Origin of the sequence: Streptomyces caniferus, assembly GCF_009811555.1 — a bacterium.
Lineage (GTDB): Bacteria > Actinomycetota > Actinomycetes > Streptomycetales > Streptomycetaceae > Streptomyces > Streptomyces caniferus.
On sequence record NZ_BLIN01000003.1, the window covers coordinates 1,214,882 to 1,232,575 of the forward strand.

Sequence of the window (17,694 nt, forward strand, 5' to 3'; positions counted from 1 at the left end):
CGCGGCGACCCGAACCCGGAGGTCCACATCCATGCCTTGGCTCAGTCGCACCCGGTTGCGCGCCGCGGGCGCGGTGCTGGCGGCCGCACTCATCGGGGGCGCGCTCGCGGCCCCCGCAGCGCAGGCCGAGCCGCCCGGCGGCCCGCTCACCGACCTGGTCAACCCGTTCATCGGCAGCCGGAACGACGGCAACACCTACCCGGGCGCGGCCGTCCCGTTCGGCATGGTGCAGCTCTCCCCCGACACCGGCCACACCACCGGCTACGGCTACGACGACGACCACATCCGCGGCTTCAGCTCGGTGCACATCTCCGGCGTCGGCTGCGGTCTCGGCGGTGACCTGCCGGTGCTGCCCACCACCGGCGACATCACCGAGACCGACTATGCGAAGTACGCGGCCGGCTACGGCCATGACGACGAGTCGGCCCGGCCGGGGTACTACCGGGTCGGCCTGACGTCCTACGGCGGCATCACCGCCGAGCTGACGGCCACCGCCCGCACCGGCAGGCAGCGCTACACCTTCCCGGCCACCGACAAGGCGAATGTGCTGCTCAACACGGGCCAGTCGCTGCACAGGACGGTCTCGACGCGGGTCGAGGTACTGGACTCCCGCACCATCCGGACCGCCATCACCGGCCGCGGCTTCTGCCAGGACACCAAGCCGTACACCGTCTACACGATCACCCGCTTCGACCGGCCGTTCGCGTCGTACGGAACCTGGGACGGCGGCAAGGTGACGGCCGGCTCCCGGGACTCCACCGCCACCGGCCGGCACGGGGCCTACGCCCGTTTCGACACCCGCACGGACCGCACCGTCGAGGCGACCACCGCTCTCAGCTATGTGGACGCGGCGGGCGCGGCCCGCAATCTGCGGGCGGAGGGCGGCGGTTCCTTCGACCGCGCGAAGGCGGCGGCCGACGCCGCGTGGGAGCACCGGCTGGGCCTGGTGCGGGCCCGGGGCGGTGACAAGAGCCTGCGCCGCACCTTCTACTCCTCCCTCTACCGGTCCTTCCTCGCACCGAACATCGGCAGCGACGTGGACGGCCGCTACACCGGCTGGGACCAGCGGACCCATCGCGCCCAGGGGTTCACGTACTACCAGAACTGGTCGTTGTGGGACACCTACCGCACCCAGGCGCAGTTGCTGGCACTGCTGGCGCCGCAGGAGTCCCGCGATATGGCGCTGTCGGTGCTGCGGATCGACAAGGAGAGCGGCTGGCTGCCCAAGTGGGGCTACGGAACGGTCGAAACGAACATCATGACCGGCGATCCGGTCACTCCGTTCCTCACCAACGCCTACCAGCAGGGACTGCTGCGGGGGCACGAGGAGGAGGCGTACGCGGCGCTGAAGAAGAACGCCGACGGTGTGCCGCCGGCCGATTCGCCGGCCCTCGGGCGGGAGGCCAACGCGCCGTATCTGAAGGACGGGTTCGCCCCGTACCTCAAGGGCCGCCCGCACACCAAGCCCGGCGACTCCGACTTCGACCACGGCGCCTCGGCCACCCTCGAATACGCCCTGTCGGACGCGATGCTGGCGCAGATGGCGCGCGATCTGGGGCACGGCGGGGACGCGGACCGGTATGCGGCCCGTGCTCGCAACTACCGGAACATCTTTGACGGTTCGACCGGCTTCTTCCGGGCCCGCGACGGGAAGGGCGCCTTCACCGGGCCCGCCGATCCGGCCAAGAGCGAGGGCTTCCACGAGGGCACGTCCTGGCAGTACCAGTGGCTGGTGCCGCAGGACCTGCCGGGGATGCTGCAGCTGATCGGCGGCAAGGACAGGGCCGAGGAGCGTCTCGACGCGTTCTTCGCCTACCACGAGCTGCTGCAGGACCCGGAGAAGACGGCCCGCGAGGTGTGGGTCAACGGACCGTACGACTACTACAACGCGGACAAGTACAACCCGCAGAACGAGCCCGACCTCATCGCGCCGTACACCTATCTCTCCACCGGCCACCCCTGGAAGACCACGGATGTGGTGCATGCGGCGCTGACGCTGTTCACCGATGCCCCCACCGGTATGACCGGAAACGACGATCTGGGGACGATGTCGGCGTGGATGGTGCTCTCCTCGATCGGGGTGTTCCCGGTGCAGCCGGGCACCGACACCTGGGGGCTGAGCACACCGGTCTTCGACCGGGTGGACCTGACGCTGGACCGTCGCTACTACCCGGCCGGGCACTTCACCGTCACCGCGCCCGGGACGTCCGCCGCCCACCGTTATGTGCAGTCGGTACGGCTGGACGGCGCCGATCACGACCGGACGTACCTCACCACCGATGAGCTGCGTTCGGGCCGGGAGCTCGCCTTCGCCGTGGGCACCGAGCCGTCCAGCTGGGGCACCGGCGACCATGCCGCGCCGCCCCCGGTGGGCACCTCATCGGCGCAGCAGCAGCCCGGTCGCCGGCGCTGAGAAGTAGAGCACCGCCCAGGGGTAGATCAACGTCAGCCCCGGAAGGCGAGGTAGGACCGGGCGGGACCTCCCAGGACGTCCCGTTCCGGGCCTGTCTGCGTGCCGCGGTTCCGCAGTGCCCGTACGGCGGTCCGTAACGCCGTACCGAGCAGCAGGACGGCGGCGAGCGCGCGCAGGGGGCCGGCGACCGGTGCGACGGCACGGGAGAGCGCGGCACCGCCGGCCACCGCGGCCGGCGCGTAGAGGCCGTCGGCGGTCGCCACCCCGAGCGCCGCCGAGGCGCCGACCCGAAAGGAGGTCCGGGCGGTCACACTCACCAGCAACACCGCGAGCGCACCGACGGGAACGGCCGGCGCATAGCCCGCCCACAGGCCCGGCAGAAAGGCATCGGTCAGGATCTCGCCGGCCCCCGATCGCCCGCGGGCTGGCGGCGCTGCGCGCGGCCGCGGGCGAACGGGAGGCGAAGGGGGGCTGAGAAGAAGCGGTGCGGACGTCAGTCCTGCAGGGCCTGCCAGAACTCGTCGAAGGACATCTTGCCGTCGCTGTCGGTGTCCTTGGCCCTGATGACCGCCTCGGCGACCGGACCGGTGACGAACGGGTCGCCCATCTCGGCCATCGCGTGCTTGAACTCCTCGGGCGTGACCTGGCCGTCGCCGTCCGCGTCGAACCGGTCGAACGCTGCCCTGGCCTTGTCCATGTCTGCCATGAGAGGTGCCCCCTTCGTGGTGCTGCGCAGTGCTGCGCGGTGCTGATGACTGCTGATCTGACCTGCGTACATTAGCGGACCGTCAACAGGCGTCCGGCCGCGCCCTCCGTCGCGCCAGGTAGGGCGCCGTACGGCTTTGCGGTGCCGCCGCGACCTCGGCCGGGGTTCCGGCCGCCACGATCCGGCCGCCGTCCGCACCGCCGCCCGGCCCGAGGTCGATGACGTGGTCGGCACCGGCGACCACCCCCATGTCGTGCTCGACGACCACGACCGTGTGCCCGGCGTCGACCAGGCCGTGCAGCTGGCGCAGCAGCACCTCGGTATCGGCGGGGTGCAGCCCGGTGGTGGGCTCGTCGAGGAGGTAGAGGGTGTGGCCGCGGCGGGTCCGCTGGAGTTCGGTGGCGAGCTTGATGCGCTGTGCCTCGCCGCCGGACAGTTCGGTCGCGGGCTGGCCGAGTCGCAGGTAGCCGAGGCCCACGTCCTGGAGGGTGCGCAGGCTGCGGGCCGCCGCGGGGACATCGGCCAGGAAACCGGCGGCGGCGTCCACGGTCATCGCCAGGACGTCGGCGATGGTCCGGTCCCGGTAGGTGATCTCCAGGGTCTCGGGCCGGTAGCGGGCGCCGTGGCAGGCGGTGCAGGGTGCGTACGTCCCGGGCAGGAAGAGGAGTTCGACGGCGACGAAGCCCTCGCCCTGGCAGGTCTCGCAGCGGCCGCTGGCGACGTTGAAGGAGAACCGGCCCGCCGTGTAGCCGCGGGCGCGGGCCTCGTCGGTGGCGGCGAAGACCTTGCGCACCGCGTCGAACAGCCCGGTGTAGGTGGCGAGGTTGGAGCGCGGGGTCCGGCCGATCGGCTTCTGGTCGACGCGGACCAGCCGGTCGATGGCTTCCAGGCCCTCGGCCGCGACGAGCTGTGCCCGTGCCGTCGGTCCGGTGCTCTCGCCGTCGGCGGCGTCCTGCTGCTCCTCGCCGCCCGTGCCGAGGTGGTCCCGTACGGCGTCCGCGAGCACGCGGGTGACCAGGGTCGATTTGCCCGATCCCGAGACGCCGGTGACGGCGGTGAAGACGCCGAGCGGGAAGACCGCGTCCAGGCCGCGCAGGTTGTGCAGGGTCACGCCGCGCAGCGTCAGTGTGCCCGAGGGGCCGCGTACGGTGCGCTCGGCGGGTGGTGCGGTGTCGAAGAGGAACCGGCGGGTGGCGGAGGCGGGGGCGTCGGCCAGCGCGGCGACGGGACCGCTGTGGAGCACCTGTCCGCCGTGTTCCCCGGCGTGCGGGCCGACGTCCACGATCCAGTCGGCGCGGCGCACCACGTCCATGTCGTGCTCGACGACGAACAGCGAGTTGCCCGCTTCCTTGAGCCGCCCCAGCACCGTGAGCAGGGACTCCGTGTCGGCGGGGTGGAGACCGGCGGACGGCTCGTCCAGGACGTAGACGACGCCGAAGAGGCCGGAGCGCAGCTGGGTGGCCAGCCGCAGCCGCTGGAGTTCACCGGCGGACAGGGTGGGCGAGGGCCGGTCCATGCTCAGGTAGCCCAGGCCGAGTTCGGTGAGGACGTCGATACGGGCCACCAGGTCGCGGGCGAGCACCGGTGCCACCTCGTCGTCCGTCCGCTCGGCGGTGGGCCGCAGCACCTGGGCGAGGGCGTTCAGCGGGCGGCCCGCGAGGGTGGCGATGTCATGGCCCTCGAAGGTGACGGCCAGCGCCTCCGGGCGCAGCCGCCGTCCGTGGCACACCGGGCAGGGCTCGGCGACCATGAATCCCTGGACGCGCCTGCGCAGGGTCTCGCTCTTGGAGTCGGCGAAGGTGTGCAGCACATAGCGCCGGGCGCTCATGTACTGGCCCTTGTAGGGGCGTTGGATCCGGCCCACGTCGCGGACCGGGTGCACGGTGACGACGGGCTGTTCGTCGGTGAACAGGATCCAGTCCCGGTCGGCCCGCGGCAGCTCGCGCCAGGGCCGGTCGATGTCGTGTCCGAGGGCGTCGAGGATGTCGCGGAGGTTCTTGCCCTGCCAGGCCCCGGGCCAGGCGGCGACGGCGCCGTCGCGGACCGAGAGCGAGGGGTCGGGGACGAGGGACTCCTCGGTGACCCGGTGGACGGTGCCCAGGCCGTGGCACTCCGGGCAGGCGCCGGCCGCGGTATTGGGCGAGAAGGCGTCCGAATCCAGTCGTTCCGGCACCCCCTCGGGGTAGTCGCCGGCGCGGGAGAAGAGCATGCGCAGGGTGTTGGAGAGGGTGGTGACGGTGCCGACCGAGGAGCGGGAGGTGGGCGCGGAGCGCCGCTGTTCCAGGGCGACGGCGGGCGGCAGTCCGGTGATGTCCTCGACCTTGGGCGCGCCTACCTGGTGGATCAGGCGCCGGGCGTAGGGGGCCACCGACTCGAAGTAGCGGCGTTGCGCCTCCGCGTAGATGGTGCCGAAGGCGAGGGAGGACTTGCCCGATCCGGACACCCCGGTGAACGCGACCAGCGCGTCCCTCGGGATGTCCACATCGACGGTGCGGAGGTTGTGCTCACGGGCGCCGCGCACCCGTACGTACGAGTCGGCCATCCCTCCATGATCGGGCACGGTCCCCCGTGGTCGGGCACGGTCAGCCGTCCGCCGTGGCGGCGGCGACCCGCTCGCGGGCCTCCTCCCAGGGCAGCGGGGTGGCGACGACCGCGCGCAGCGCCCGGGCCTGGCGGGGCGGGAGCCCGGCCGCGAGCACGCCGACGGCGTTGCCGTCCCGGCCGTAGAGCGCCAGGGCGCGGCGCTCGGCCCGGTCCAGGACGGTGGTCTCGACCCGGTCGGCGCCCGCGGTCGGTCCGTACGCCTGGATCTTGACGGCGTACTGGTCGGACCAGAAGTACGGCACGGGGGCGAACGGGCGGCGTTCCTGGGCGGGGGCGGCGTCCTCGGCCGCAGCGGGGGCCTCCGCGGCCAGTTCGGCGAGGAGGTTACGGGCGGCGGCCATGCCCTGTTCGGTGGCGTTCATCCGGTGCTCGAAGCGCAGCGGGCGGCCGTGGACCGGATGGTCCCAGCGGGCCACATCGCCCGCCGCGTAGATGCCGGGGGCGGCGGCGCAGTACGTGTCGCAGCGCAGTCCGTCGGTGGTGTCCAGGGCCGGGTCGTCGAGCCATCCGACGGCGGGCCGGGAGCCGATCGCCAGCAGTACGAGGTCGGCCGGCAGCCGGGTGCCTCCCCCGGCGGCTACGCCCCCACTGCCGGGGGGACCCCCATGGGCCAGCCGTACGGCTGTCACCCGCGGGTCGCCGGCACCGTCCTGGTCCGCGGGCGCCGTCTCGAAGCCGTCGACCGCCGCGGTGAGCAGCCGGACGCCCCGGGCGCGGTGCTCCTCGGCGAGCAGCTCGCCGACCTCGGTGCCGACGACGGCGGCCATCGGTGTCGGCCCGATCCCGACGAGGGTGACCTCGTGTCCCAACTCTCGCGCCACCGCGGCGGCTTCACAGCCCAGGACGCCGTTTCCGACGATCACCACGCGCCGGCCGCCTCCCCCTCCCCCGGCGGCTACGTCCTCACTGCCGGGGGCACCCCCATTGGCCAGGCCGCTTCGCAGGGCCAGTGCGTCGTCGAGGGTGCGCAGGGTGTGCACGCCGGCGATGCGGTCGGCACCGGGCAGCGTACGGGCCGCCACACCGGTCGCGATGATCACTCCGGCGCAGCCGAGCTGCTCGCCGCCGTCGAGGGTGAGGGTGCGCGTCGCCACGTCGAGGCCCGTGGCCCGGGTGCCGAGCCGCAGGTCGAGAGCGAGCGGGGCGAGCTGCTCCGCGGTGCGCAGCGTCAGCTTCTCCGGCGTCCAGTCGCCGTGCAGCAGCTGCTTGGACAACGGCGGCCGGTCGTACGGGAGATGGGGTTCGTCGCCGATGAGGGTGAGCGGGCCGCGCCAGCCGGAGCGGCGCAGCGCCTCGACCGCGGCGAGGCCGGCCGCCGAGGCGCCGACGACGGCGATCGGCAGCCCGGTCATGCGTGTACCTCGATCACGGCGGCCGGGCAGATGGCGGCCGCCTCGTGCACCGCGTCGTGCTGTTCGACGGGCGGTTCGGCGTCGAGGAGGACGACGACGCCGTCCTCCTCGCGCTGGTCGAAGACCTCGGGGGCGATCAGCACGCACTGGCCGGCGGCGCAGCACTTGTCGGCATCAAGGGTGATCTTCATGTCAGGGCGCTCCGTGGGATTGCTGTGGTGGGAGTGGGAAACGACCGGGCCGGGGCACAAGTGCCCGGCGGGGGTCCCGCGCCGGCCCGTCGCACGCGGCGCCGCCGCTCCGTACCACCGTGCAGCGCCGTACCTCCGTACCGCCGCATCACCGCGCCTCCGTACCGCCCGCCGCTACGCTGCGCGGATGGCTTCCCCGCACGCCCCCGACCGTTTCCCCGCGACGCTCCCCGTGGTCCGGCAGATGGGACGGACCGCCTCGGGGCGGGCCTGGCTGGACCGGCTGCCCGGGATCGTCCAGGAGCTCGAGGAGCGCTGGGAACTGCGGCTCGGCGCCCCGTTCCACGGCGGCAGCTGCTCGTGGGTGGCGCCGGCCCGGCGGCCCGGCGGCGAGCCCGCCGTGCTCAAGGTGACCTGGCCGCACCGCGAGGCCGACGGCGAGGGACCTGCGCTGCGCGCCTGGGGCGGCAACGGCGCCGTACGGCTGCTGCGCCGGTCCCGGGAACGGGGCGCGCTCCTGATCGAACGATGCCGCCCCGGCACGCCGCTCGGGGACGCCCCGCTCCCGCCTGCCGAGCGGCTCACCCTCGCCGCGAGCGTGCTGCGCCGGCTGTGGACCGCTCCCCCGCCGCCCGACGGCACACTGGAGCGGGTGGAAACGGTGTGCGCCGAGTGGGCCGACCTCCTCCAGGAACGGATGAGGCGGTTGCGGCCGGACTACGACCCGGGGCTGGTGGCGCTCGGGGCCGAGCTGCTGCGCACCCTGCCGACGACCGCCGCCCGGGATGTCGTGGTGCACGGCGACGCCAACCCGGGCAATGTGCTGGCGGCGGAGCGCCGGCCGTGGCTGGCCATCGATCCCAAGCCGATGGTCGGCGACCCGGCGTACGACGCCTGGCCGCTGGTGACGCAGCTCGACGACCCCTTCGCGCACCCGGACCCGCGGCGTACGCTCCGCGAGCGGTACGCGCTGGTGGCCGACGCACTGGACGAGCAGCCCGCGCGGCTGCTCGCCTGGTCGGTGGCGCGCGGCGTGGAGAGCGCCCTGTGGAGCGCCGATCACGACGACATCGCGGGCGGGGCCGAGGAGTTGGCGAAGGTACGGCTGCTGGCGGAACTGGCGGAACGGTGACCGCCGGAGTGCCCCGGTGGCACTACAAGCGTCACAAGCCGTACGGCCCGCCGATCCGGCGGAGCTCCTCCAGCGGGTACGGGGTCCGTCGGCTCTCCTTCTGCACCTTGCGGTAGAAGCCCGCCATCACCGCGGCGAGCGGCGCGTGCTGGGCGAGGAGCGCCGCGGCCTGCCCCGGGACCCCCGAAGGGCGCTCGCCGGCGGCGCATGCGCGCACCCATGCGTCGCGCTCGTCCCTGCCGTACCCGTACAGATGGGCGACCAGCCAGTGCACCAGATGCGTGACGGTGTAACAGCGGTCATAGGTCCGGTGCCGGTCGAAGAAGGCGGCCTCCTCCGGCGACAGCGCGAACCGGGAGGAGACGGCGAGGCCGTAGTCCGCGAAGAAGAGACGCCGGCCGTCGGTCAGGATGTTCTCGAAGTGGGCGTCGAAGTGCAGGAGCCCACGCGCGTTCATGAACGAGACGCCGGCCGCCAGCTCCCGTTCCACCATGGCGCACGCCCGGTCGGCCGCCTCGTCACCGGCGTCGAGCCGCGCGCCCAGCCATTCGTGCAGGTTCTGCGGGATGTACTCCAGGAACAGCGCGACGGTCGCCGAGGACCGCTGGAGCGCCTCGATCCGGTGGCGCACCTCCGGGCCGCCGCCCCAATAGGCGACGGCCCGTTCCACGTCCGCGAGTTCGTCGGGAAGCGACGTCTCCGTGGCCGGCAGCACCCGCCAGTGGTACATCAGCGGAAAGCCCTGGTACTCCCCCGCGAGCACCCAGTTCGTCGTCATGAGCTGCGCGGCCAGCTCCCGCCAGGCACCGAAGCCCGGCCCGCCGATGCCGTACTGGCAGAAGGCGGGCAGCCCGAAGAGGTTCGCCGTGGACCGGACGTTCTCCGGCTGCCGCTCCGGATCGGTGAGGGGCACCTGCTTCACGAAGACCGGGGTTCCGTCGACGTCCAGCAGCGCGGACTTTCCGCCGATGCCCTTCCCGAGCGGCGTGGCCGCGTCCACCAGCTCGCGCAGTCCGCGGTCGCTGCACAGGGCCAGGGAGGTGGCGACGGAACTGTGGGCGGCCAGCCGGGCACCGCGGGACCTGCCGTGATGTTGCACTTCTGCCTCCAGTTGAGCCGTCGCCGGTTCCGCTTCTGCGGGGACGGCACGGTGGCCGCCCGGGTCCCGGACCCAGGCCCGCGAAAGGGGCCCTCAGGCGACGTCGATGCCGTACTCCTGCACCAGGGCTTCCAGGCCTCCGGGGAAGCCCCTGCCGCCGATCACGAAGTCCCAGTCGCCGCCCGCCCGTTGGCGGAACGAGCCGAGCACCAGAGCGGTCTCGCCGCGCCGCCCGTCCGAGACCTCCAGGCTGCCCAGCTCCTCCCCCGACGCGTCCAGCAGCCGGATCCGGGCATCGGTGAAACCGGCGAGATCGGCGTCCGGGTCGACCTGGGGGTCGATCGCCGCGACCAGGACCAGCCGGTCGGCGTCCGGCGGCAGCTCCTCGAACCGCACCTGCATCGCGGCCCGGTCGGGGGCGAAGCCGGGCAGCATCCGGACCGAACCGTCCGGACTGCGCGGGTTGTTGTAGAAGACGAAGTGCTCGTCGCTGAGCACGCTGGTCCCCTTGCACACCAGGGCACAGACGTCGAGGGCGACCTCGCCGGACCAGTTCATGCCGAGGATGTTGTGGTCCGGCGCCTCGTCGGCGGTGGCGGGGCCGGACGGGGCGTCCGCGCCGAGACGTCCGCGCAGCCCGTAGCGGCCTAGGAGATCGACGAGTTCGGGACCGGCGATGAGGCTGAGCGGTTTGCCGTTGGCGAAGGTGTGGGCGCCGGGGCCGAACCGGGAGGTGGTCACCAGCACCCCCTTGTTGGCGCCCTCGGACTGGACGGTGCCGTAGAGGTCGCGGACCGCGGTGGGCGGGACGGTGTTGCGGTAGCGCTTGACCTGCACCACGATCTTGCCGCCGCGGATCGGGTCGGGGTCCAGCGCGTCGACGTCGACGCCACCGTCGCCGGACCGCTGTGTGGTCACCGCCTGCATGCCCATGGCGCGGAACAGCTCGGCGATCAGGTTCTCGAAGGCGATCGGATCCATCTCGTACAGATCCGGTTCGCTCTGTGTGCCGTGCGAGACGACCCCGCCGCCGACATCGCCCGGCAGTCGCACCGGGCGTACCGCGGTGCGCTGGTCGGGGCGGGCGGCGAGCTGCCCGCGCAGCCCTTCGGTCAGGCACTCCACCGCGCCGACCTGTTCGAGCCGGAAGGAGTCGAACGCGCTGCGGGGCGCCATGACGGTCGCGAGGTACACCTGCGCCGGGCGGCCGGTCACCGGGTCCACATCGTCCACGAAGCCGTTCAGCGCCACCGAGTCCAGCGTGCCGTGACCGTCGGCGGCGAAGAGGTCGCGCAGCACCAGCAGCATGCTCTGGGCCAGCACGTCGCGGTAGAGCGCCCGGCGCTGCGCGGCCGGCCGGGTGGTCTCCTTCTCCTGGTCGGCGGTGGGCATATAGCGGACGGACCTGGTCTCCGGGACGATGTCGTAGCCGGGGAGCTCCCAGTCGAGGACGAGCTGGCGGGCCGTCGGGTCGTAGGCGGCCGCGATCTGCCGGGGGAAGCCCTCCGGCCAGGCGGTGGAGGAGTACAGCGCGGCGGAGAAGTACTCGACGGCCGCGTCCGCGTGGCCGTCGCGCAGCCCGGCGAGCAGCTCCTCGATTCCGGAGTTGTGCTGCCGGATCTCGGCCAGGGCGCCCGCGGCCCACTGGTCGTACTGCTGCCGGTAGGCGGTGAGTTGCGCCTGCCGCCGGCTCTCCGCGGCCTGCGCCGTGAACCAGTCCTGCTCGTAGCGGGCGCGGGCCTCTTCCTGGGCCCGGTCGCGGCGGGCGCCGAGGTGCCAGCCGCCCGTCGGCGCGTGATAGCGGGCCGGGTCGGGCATCGGCACCGGGGCGGCGAGGGCTCCCGGCGCGAACTCCGCTATCCGCTCGGGGCGCCGCAGCGCGGCGGCGGAGAACGCGGGGGCGCGGCAGCCGTCGGCGAGCAGGCCGGTCAGGGTGGCGACGCGGGCGTCCAGCTCCTCGGTCCGCCGCCGGGCGTCGGCCTCGCGCTGCTGCCGGTAGGCCGCCTGCCGCTCACGGTGCATCCGCGCCATGGCGCGTTCGGCGTCCCGTGCCTGCCGTTCCTGGTCGCGCTGCTGCTGTGCTCGCGCGCGGCGCTGGGCTTCCTGCTGGCGCTGCTGCTGACGCTGCGCCTCGGCCCAGACGGCCATTAATCCATGGGAACGGCGGCTCATCTCGCTTCGTGTCCTCCCCCCGGGGCACCTGCCCCGCAAACCCTGTGGAAGCGGTTTCACCTGCGCTGTTGGGGAGACTTTAGCGGGGGAGCAAGCGGCCGGTCACGGTCGGTACGAAGATTTCGCCCCGCATCGCACGCGACGCGCCGGCCACCGTTGCGGACCGGCCACGGACGTCGCCCGGCCGCCGCGAACGCACCGGCCCGGGGCGTCATCCGGTTGCTGCCGCCGCCCGCAGCTTCGCCGCCGTCACGGCCGGGTCGTACCCGTCGGGCACTCCGGCCACCAGCACCACATCGGCGTCGTTGTGCCGGGTGCGCAGCGGCAGGATCTCCCGATAGACGGGCGATTCGTACCAGCCACGAGCCCGTGCCAGATCGGGAAAGGCGATGACGACGACGAACCCGGGCCAACTGCCCTCGGTGACCTCCACCTCCGCATCGTGGACGAGAAAGCGACCGCCGAACGGGTCCAGAGTCGGCTGGATCCTCTCGATGTACTCGAAGACCTCCGGATGCGGCGCGGCGGGACGGAGGTGAGCGATGGCGTATGCGGTCATGGGACTGCCCTTCCGGCGGATGGCGGGTGCATCGGCTGCCACGTTTCCAGGCTGCGCGGTGGGGGTCGATTACCTCCGGGGTCATCACGGCCGGCCGGCTGCCGCAGCGCCCTCTGGTGCGGCGACCCGGCCGTCCGGTACGTCTGACCGCACGACCGCCGCTCCCACGGCACGACCGCTGCCACGCATGTCCTTCACCGCCCTCACGCCCCGCACGTCCGCACGAAGGGATCCCGCCATGGACGACCTCCTGTACCTCCGGGCCGCCGGCACCAGCCTGGTGCTGGACCTGTCCGGTACCGGTCTGCCGCGCATCGTGCACTGGGGCGCCGACCTCGGCGCGCTCGCGCCCGGCCGGCTCGCCGGGCTGCGTGCCGCCGATGTCGCGCAGACCGTCGCCAACGCGCTGGATGAGCCGGTGCCGTTGAGCGTGCTGCCGCAGCAGTCCGCGGGCTGGCCCGGCACCCCGGGGCTGAGCGGGCATCGCGAAGGCTCCGCCGCCGCGCCCGCATTCACGGTCCGCACCAGGTCCGTACGGGAGGAGAGCCGCCGGCTGACCGTCGACGCGGCGGACGCGGACGGCGGGCTGGCGCTCACCCTGGAGGCCCAGCTGACCGACGCGGGGCTCGTGCGGCTGTGTGCCGCGGTCACCAACACCGGCGACGACCCGTACCACCTCGCCGAACTGACCCTTGCCCTGCCGGTGCCCGCGCAGGCCACCGAGCTCCTCGATCTCACCGGCCGGCATCTGCGCGAACGCGCCCCGCAACGGCATGCGTTCACCGTCGGCACCCACCTGCGGGAGAACCGGCGCGGGCGCACCGGCAGCGATGCGACGCTGCTGCAGACCGCCGGGGAGGCGGGCTTCGGCTTCCGGTCCGGTGAGGTGTGGGGGCTGCATGTGGCATGGAGCGGCAACCACCGCTCGCTCGCCGAGCGCACCCCGGACGGGCAGGCCGTACTCGCCGGCGGCGAACTGCTGCTGCCCGGCGAGATCCGCCTGGCCCCCGGCGCCACCTACCGCTCCCCCTGGATCTACGGCTCCTACGGGCGCCACGGCCTGGACGAACTGGCCGCCCGCTTCCATCGCGAGCTGCGCACCCGCACCCGACACCCCTCGTCACCGCGGCCGATCACCCTCAACACCTGGGAAGCGGTCTACTTCGACCAGGACCCGGCCGGGCTGACCCGGCTGGCACACGCGGCGGCCGAGGTCGGAGCGGAACGCTTCGTGCTGGACGACGGGTGGTTCCGGGGGCGGCGGAACGACCGTGCCGGGCTCGGCGACTGGTACGTGGACGCGGACGTCTGGCCGGACGGGCTGCATCCACTGATCGACACCGTGCACGGTCTGGGGCTGCGGTTCGGTCTGTGGGTCGAACCGGAGATGATCAACCCGGACTCCGATCTGGCCCGTGCGCACCCGGACTGGATCCTGGCCGCCTCCCCGTCACGGCTGCCGCCGGCCTCCCGTCACCAGCAGGTCCTCGACCTGGCGCGCCCCGAGGCGTACGCACACATCCTCCGGCGCCTGGACACCCTGCTGCGCGAGCACCGCATCGACTACCTCAAATGGGACCACAACCGCGATCTCGTGGACGCGGCCGCTCACCACCAGACCACGGCCACCTACCGGCTGATGGACGAACTGCGCGCCCGACACCCGCAGTTGGAGGTCGAATCCTGTGCCTCCGGGGGCGGACGTGTCGATCTGGGGGTGCTGGAGCGCACCGACCGGGTGTGGACCAGCGACTGCATCGATCCGCTGGAGCGCCAGCGGATCCAGCGCTGGACCGGCCTGCTGCTCCCTCCGGAGCTGCTCGGCGCGCATGTGGGCGCGCCGGTCGCTCACACGACGGGACGTCTGCACACCCTGGACTTCCGGGCGGGGACGGCGCTGTTCTGCCACTTCGGGATCGAGTGGGACCTGACGACGGCGAGCCCGGCGGAGCGGGCACGGCTGGCCGAGTGGGTGGCGCTGTACCGGACACTGCGGCCCCTCCTGCACAGCGGGACGGTGGTGCACGGCGATCACCCCGACCCGGCGCTGTGGATCCACGGTGTGGTGTCCGGGGACGGCGGGCGGGCGGTGTTCGCGCTGGTGCAGATGGCGACGAGTGTGCAGTCGCCGGCCGGGCGGGTGCGACTGCCGGGCCTGGCTCCCGAGGCCGACTACCACCTGTCGCCCCTGCCCCCGGGCGACCGCCCGGAGGGGCCGTTCGCCTCGCCGCTGCCCTGGTGGGAGAGGGGTGTGACGCTACCGGGCCGGGTGCTGGCCGAGGTGGGCGTGCAGGCCCCGACCCTGTTCCCGGAGCGACTGGTGCTCCTGGAGGCCGTACGGAGCTGACGGGCGTACAGAGGTGACGGGCGTACGGAAGTGAGGGACGGACGGAGGTGCGGGGGTGAGGGGCATACGGAGTGAGGGGCGTACGGCAGCGGGTCGGCCGCACCCGCCGGCGGGCGCCGCACGCGCCGATCGGGAGCGGATCCGATCGGCGCGTGGCGGCCTGCGGGCGGCGGTGTCAGACCAGGTGCCGGGCGAAGAACCGCAGCGTGCTGTCCAGCTCGTGTGCCGGTATCTCCGCGTGCTCACCGGGGTTGGCGTGCAGCGTCTTCTCGGCCGAGGCCAGGGCGTCGAACAGTGCCAGGCCCTGGGACCGCGGCACCCGCTCGTCGTCCCATTGCAGCAGGAACTCCACCGGGACGGTGATCCGGGCAGCGACCCCGGCCGATGCGGCCGCCCCGCCCAGTCCCAGCACTGCCGCGCGGACCCGGGGTTCGGCGGCGACGAAGGGCACGCCCAGGCCGCAGCCCAACGACACCCCCCAGTAGCCCACCGGGCCGGCGCCGACGTGCGGGAGTTGCCGGACCGCGTCCAGGACCGCCTGCCATTCCGGGACGGTCCGGCGGGCCACCAGCGCGTGGAAGCCGGCGATCAGCGCGGCCGGTTCCTCCCCGGCATCCACCCGGGCCTGATTCTCGGTCGCGATCCGGTCGAGTTCCTTGTCCTTCGGCCGGTCGCCATGGCCGGGTACGTCGACCGCCACCACCGCGAAGGCGCACTCGGCAACGAAGCGGCGCGCACGGGCCACGAGGTCGGGGGCCTTCTTGTGCTGACCGCCGCCATGCCCCATCAGGACAAGGGGACGAGGGCCGGTGGCACCTTCCGGCGTCCACAGCACGCCGGGAATCCCATCGAGAGTGAAGAGCTGTTCGCAGACACCGTCGGACGATGTCCCGGAGAGGAAGCGCATGGGCTTCAAGCCTTTCGGGAGACCTTCTGCGGGCACTCCCCAGGCCGTGCGGAAGAGGGAGTCCCGACCTGTCAGAGCGTTGATCGGTCTCACCTCCTCGGTTCGCAGCAGCGCACAGCGACGCCGAAGGTAGCACGAAGGGCAGCACCCCCGTCCGGGCAAGGATGTCGCCGGGGCGGGCGCGGCCGATGGGACACCAGGTCCCAGTGGCAGGGCACCGACGGCGAGTTGCGGACGCGCGGCGGGCCACGGGCGGACGGGAGCGGCTGATCGGTGGGCCGGCGGCTCAGTCCTGGCCCAGGGCCGCCACCTCCGTGCCCGCCGGCAGAAAGGCGCCGACCCCGAAGTCGGCGGTGGAGTCGTAGGTGACCGGCCCGCCGGACTCCGCGCGACGGCGGCTGTCAGCGCGGGCCCGGGGGCGAGGAATTGCCGGCGTTCCATGAACACACCCCTCCGTGACGAACGTTCGGCGCTGCGGCCCGGTGACGACCCGGCGCCCCCGGCGACCGCCCCCCTCAGATCGCCCTGTCGTGCTCCGCCCAGTACGGGTCCCTCAGCTGCCTCTTGAAGAGCTTTCCCGACTCGTCGCGCGGCAGCAGCTCCTCGAAGACCACGGCCCGGGGGACCTTGTACCCGGCGAGCCGTTCGGCGACGTGGGTGCGGACCTCCTCGGCGCTGAGGAGCACGCCGGGTTCGGTCTGCAGATGGGCGGCGAGGACCTCGCCGAACTCCTCGTGGGGGATGCCGAAGACCGCCACGTCACGGACCCCGTCGAGGGCGAGCAGACAGCCTTCGATCTCCGCGGGGTAGATGTTGACGCCGCCGGAGATGACCATGTCGTTCCGGCGGTCGCTGAGGTAGAGGTAGCCGTCCGTGTCGAGATGGCCGATGTCCCCGATGGTGACGTAGCCGGGCAGGCCCGGCGCTTCCATCGCGGCGCGCCGGTCCGGGTCGCCGAGGTAGGTGAACCGGGGCCAGCCGTCGCCCGGTTTGAGGTAGATGTCACCGGTGGCGCCGGGCGGCAGCGGCTTCTTGTCGGGGCCGAGGACCGCGACGTCGCAGGTTCCGGTGGCCCGTCCGACGGTGCCGGGGTGGGCCAGCCACTCCGTGCTGTCGCACCAGGTGACGGCGCCCGTCTCGCTGCCGCCGTAGTACTCCCGCAGCACCGGGCCCAGCCAGTCGATCATGGCGTGTTTGATATGCGGCGGACAGGGCGCCGCGGCGTGCACGACGGAGGTGAGCGAGGACAGGTCGTAGCGCTCGCGCACGTCCTTGGGCAGTCGCAGCAACCGTACGAACATCGTGGGCACGACCTGGACCTGCTCGATGCGGTGAGCTGCGATCAACCGCAGGAACTCCTCGGCGTCGAACCGCGGCATGAGGGTGATGTCCAGGCCGGCCGCGAGGGCGAGGACGGCATGCTGGCCGGGCGAGGCGTGGTAGAGCGGGGCGGGGATGAGGGTGCGTCCGCCGGGGGCGACGGCGAAGCGCTCCAGGAAGAGCCGCACCCCTTCTTCGAGCTGGTCGGGAGTGACCGGTTCGCGCAGCACTCCCTTGGGAAGCCCGGTGGTTCCCGAGCTGTAGATGACGGTGGGCGGCCGTTCCGCGGCGGGCCGGTCCAGCGGCGCATGGCTTTCCAGCCACGGGTCGAGCAGCGGGTGGTCCCCGGCGACGGGCGGTACGGCGATCCCGCAGGCGGCCGCGACACCGGCGGGTACGGCCACCTCGACGATCCGTACGCCGTCGGGGAGCACGGCGGTCACCGCGTCCAGCATGTCGCTGTGCACGAAGACGACCTTGCTGCCGCTGTCGGTGAGCACATGCCGGAGGTCGTCGTGCCGGAAATGCCAGTTGACGGGGACCGCCGAGGCGCCGAGCAGGGCGGCGCCGGCAGTGATCTCCAGATGGGCGGGCTCGTTGCGCATCACGACCGCGATCCGGTCGCCGGGCGCGACTCCCGCCGCACGCAGCCCGGTGGCGATCCGCGCCGCACGGTCGAGGAACGACGGATAGTCGCGCTCATGACCCGCGCAGCGAATGGCCGGGGCGCCGGCGGCGGGTGGGACGACGGCTTCCATGGTGCCTCCAGTGAGTGCGACCGAAGGGCTCATTGAACCGACAAGTCACGTGGTCCGCCAGGGTGCTGACATCGGGTCAGCGATCTTTAGCCATGAGCAGCCCTCTCTCGGCCACCCTCTCCCCTTCACCCCGC

General features: G+C 73.0%; 13 protein-coding genes. 3 read left to right on the forward strand and 10 right to left on the reverse strand.

Annotated elements, in window-relative coordinates:
* The first annotated feature begins 31 nt into the window (after window positions 1-31).
* Entirely contained in the window at window positions 32-2,413 is a 2,382-nt protein-coding gene (locus Scani_RS13960) for a GH92 family glycosyl hydrolase (protein ID WP_159474575.1), read from the forward strand.
* Window positions 2,414-2,445: 32 nt separating this feature from the next.
* Here Scani_RS13960 and Scani_RS13965 read toward each other — a convergent pair whose 3' ends face one another.
* The 5 genes from Scani_RS13965 to Scani_RS13985 all read right to left on the reverse strand — a co-directional run bounded on the left by Scani_RS13965 (window position 2,446) and on the right by Scani_RS13985 (window position 7,266).
* The gene (locus Scani_RS13965; protein WP_246295778.1) at window positions 2,446-2,730 is read right to left on the reverse strand and encodes a LysE family transporter; all 285 of its coding nucleotides are present in this window, start codon (window positions 2,728-2,730) and stop codon (window positions 2,446-2,448) included.
* Between the two features lie 176 nt (window positions 2,731-2,906).
* Window positions 2,907-3,119 carry an EF-hand domain-containing protein gene (locus Scani_RS13970; protein ID WP_159474578.1) on the reverse strand — a complete coding sequence of 71 codons (213 nt, stop codon included), beginning with the start codon at window positions 3,117-3,119 and terminating at the stop codon, window positions 2,907-2,909.
* A gap of 82 nt (window positions 3,120-3,201) precedes the next feature.
* Window positions 3,202-5,661, reverse strand: coding sequence for an excinuclease ABC subunit UvrA (gene uvrA, locus Scani_RS13975; RefSeq protein ID WP_159474581.1), 2,460 nt, complete (start codon window positions 5,659-5,661; stop codon window positions 3,202-3,204).
* 40 nt (window positions 5,662-5,701) lie between these two features.
* Window positions 5,702-7,075: an NAD(P)/FAD-dependent oxidoreductase gene (locus tag Scani_RS13980; RefSeq protein WP_159474584.1), complete on the reverse strand. Its 1,374-nt coding sequence runs from the start codon at window positions 7,073-7,075 to the stop codon at window positions 5,702-5,704.
* The gene (locus tag Scani_RS13985) at window positions 7,072-7,266 is read right to left on the reverse strand and encodes a ferredoxin (RefSeq protein ID WP_159474587.1); all 195 of its coding nucleotides are present in this window, start codon (window positions 7,264-7,266) and stop codon (window positions 7,072-7,074) included. Before Scani_RS13985 ends, Scani_RS13980 begins: the two co-directional genes overlap by 4 nt.
* A gap of 187 nt (window positions 7,267-7,453) precedes the next feature.
* Between Scani_RS13985 and Scani_RS13990 the strand changes: the two genes are divergently transcribed.
* Window positions 7,454-8,398 carry an aminoglycoside phosphotransferase family protein gene (locus Scani_RS13990; protein WP_159474590.1) on the forward strand — a complete coding sequence of 315 codons (945 nt, stop codon included), beginning with the start codon at window positions 7,454-7,456 and terminating at the stop codon, window positions 8,396-8,398.
* 31 nt (window positions 8,399-8,429) lie between these two features.
* Here the strand turns inward: Scani_RS13990 and Scani_RS13995 are convergent, their stop codons facing one another.
* From Scani_RS13995 to Scani_RS14005, 3 genes are all read right to left on the reverse strand, one after another.
* Window positions 8,430-9,497, reverse strand: a complete 1,068-nt coding sequence (locus Scani_RS13995) for a protein kinase family protein (RefSeq protein WP_159474593.1) — start codon at window positions 9,495-9,497, stop codon at window positions 8,430-8,432.
* A gap of 93 nt (window positions 9,498-9,590) precedes the next feature.
* Complete coding sequence (locus Scani_RS14000; RefSeq protein ID WP_159474596.1) at window positions 9,591-11,669, reverse strand: restriction endonuclease; 2,079 nt, start codon at window positions 11,667-11,669, stop codon at window positions 9,591-9,593.
* A 211-nt stretch (window positions 11,670-11,880) separates the two neighbouring features.
* Entirely contained in the window at window positions 11,881-12,228 is a 348-nt protein-coding gene (locus Scani_RS14005; protein ID WP_159474599.1) for a DUF1330 domain-containing protein, read from the reverse strand.
* 238 nt (window positions 12,229-12,466) lie between these two features.
* On the opposite strand from Scani_RS14005, the gene Scani_RS14010 reads away from it, so the two are divergent.
* Window positions 12,467-14,575 carry an alpha-galactosidase gene (locus tag Scani_RS14010; protein WP_159474601.1) on the forward strand — a complete coding sequence of 703 codons (2,109 nt, stop codon included), beginning with the start codon at window positions 12,467-12,469 and terminating at the stop codon, window positions 14,573-14,575.
* A 175-nt stretch (window positions 14,576-14,750) separates the two neighbouring features.
* On the opposite strand, the gene Scani_RS14015 is transcribed toward Scani_RS14010, so the two are convergent.
* Entirely contained in the window at window positions 14,751-15,482 is a 732-nt protein-coding gene (locus tag Scani_RS14015) for a dienelactone hydrolase family protein (protein ID WP_159474604.1), read from the reverse strand.
* A gap of 515 nt (window positions 15,483-15,997) precedes the next feature.
* Complete coding sequence (locus Scani_RS14020; RefSeq protein WP_159474607.1) at window positions 15,998-17,560, reverse strand: AMP-binding protein; 1,563 nt, start codon at window positions 17,558-17,560, stop codon at window positions 15,998-16,000.
* Window positions 17,561-17,694: the final 134 nt, after the last annotated feature.

Excerpts from the sequence above, each read along its gene's own strand:
- Scani_RS13960 (WP_159474575.1), top strand. The coding sequence starts at position 32 with ATGCCTTGGCTCAGTCGCACCCGGTTGCGCGCCGCGGGCGCGGTGCTG.
- Scani_RS13970 (WP_159474578.1), bottom strand. The coding sequence starts at position 3,119 with ATGGCAGACATGGACAAGGCCAGGGCAGCGTTCGACCGGTTCGACGCG.
- uvrA (WP_159474581.1), bottom strand. The coding sequence starts at position 5,661 with ATGGCCGACTCGTACGTACGGGTGCGCGGCGCCCGTGAGCACAACCTC.
- Scani_RS13980 (WP_159474584.1), bottom strand. The coding sequence starts at position 7,075 with ATGACCGGGCTGCCGATCGCCGTCGTCGGCGCCTCGGCGGCCGGCCTC.
- Scani_RS13985 (WP_159474587.1), bottom strand. The coding sequence starts at position 7,266 with ATGAAGATCACCCTTGATGCCGACAAGTGCTGCGCCGCCGGCCAGTGC.
- Scani_RS13990 (WP_159474590.1), top strand. The coding sequence starts at position 7,454 with ATGGCTTCCCCGCACGCCCCCGACCGTTTCCCCGCGACGCTCCCCGTG.
- Scani_RS14000 (WP_159474596.1), bottom strand. The coding sequence starts at position 11,669 with ATGAGCCGCCGTTCCCATGGATTAATGGCCGTCTGGGCCGAGGCGCAG.
- Scani_RS14005 (WP_159474599.1), bottom strand. The coding sequence starts at position 12,228 with ATGACCGCATACGCCATCGCTCACCTCCGTCCCGCCGCGCCGCATCCG.
- Scani_RS14010 (WP_159474601.1), top strand. The coding sequence starts at position 12,467 with ATGGACGACCTCCTGTACCTCCGGGCCGCCGGCACCAGCCTGGTGCTG.
- Scani_RS14015 (WP_159474604.1), bottom strand. The coding sequence starts at position 15,482 with ATGCGCTTCCTCTCCGGGACATCGTCCGACGGTGTCTGCGAACAGCTC.
- Scani_RS14020 (WP_159474607.1), bottom strand. The coding sequence starts at position 17,560 with ATGGAAGCCGTCGTCCCACCCGCCGCCGGCGCCCCGGCCATTCGCTGC.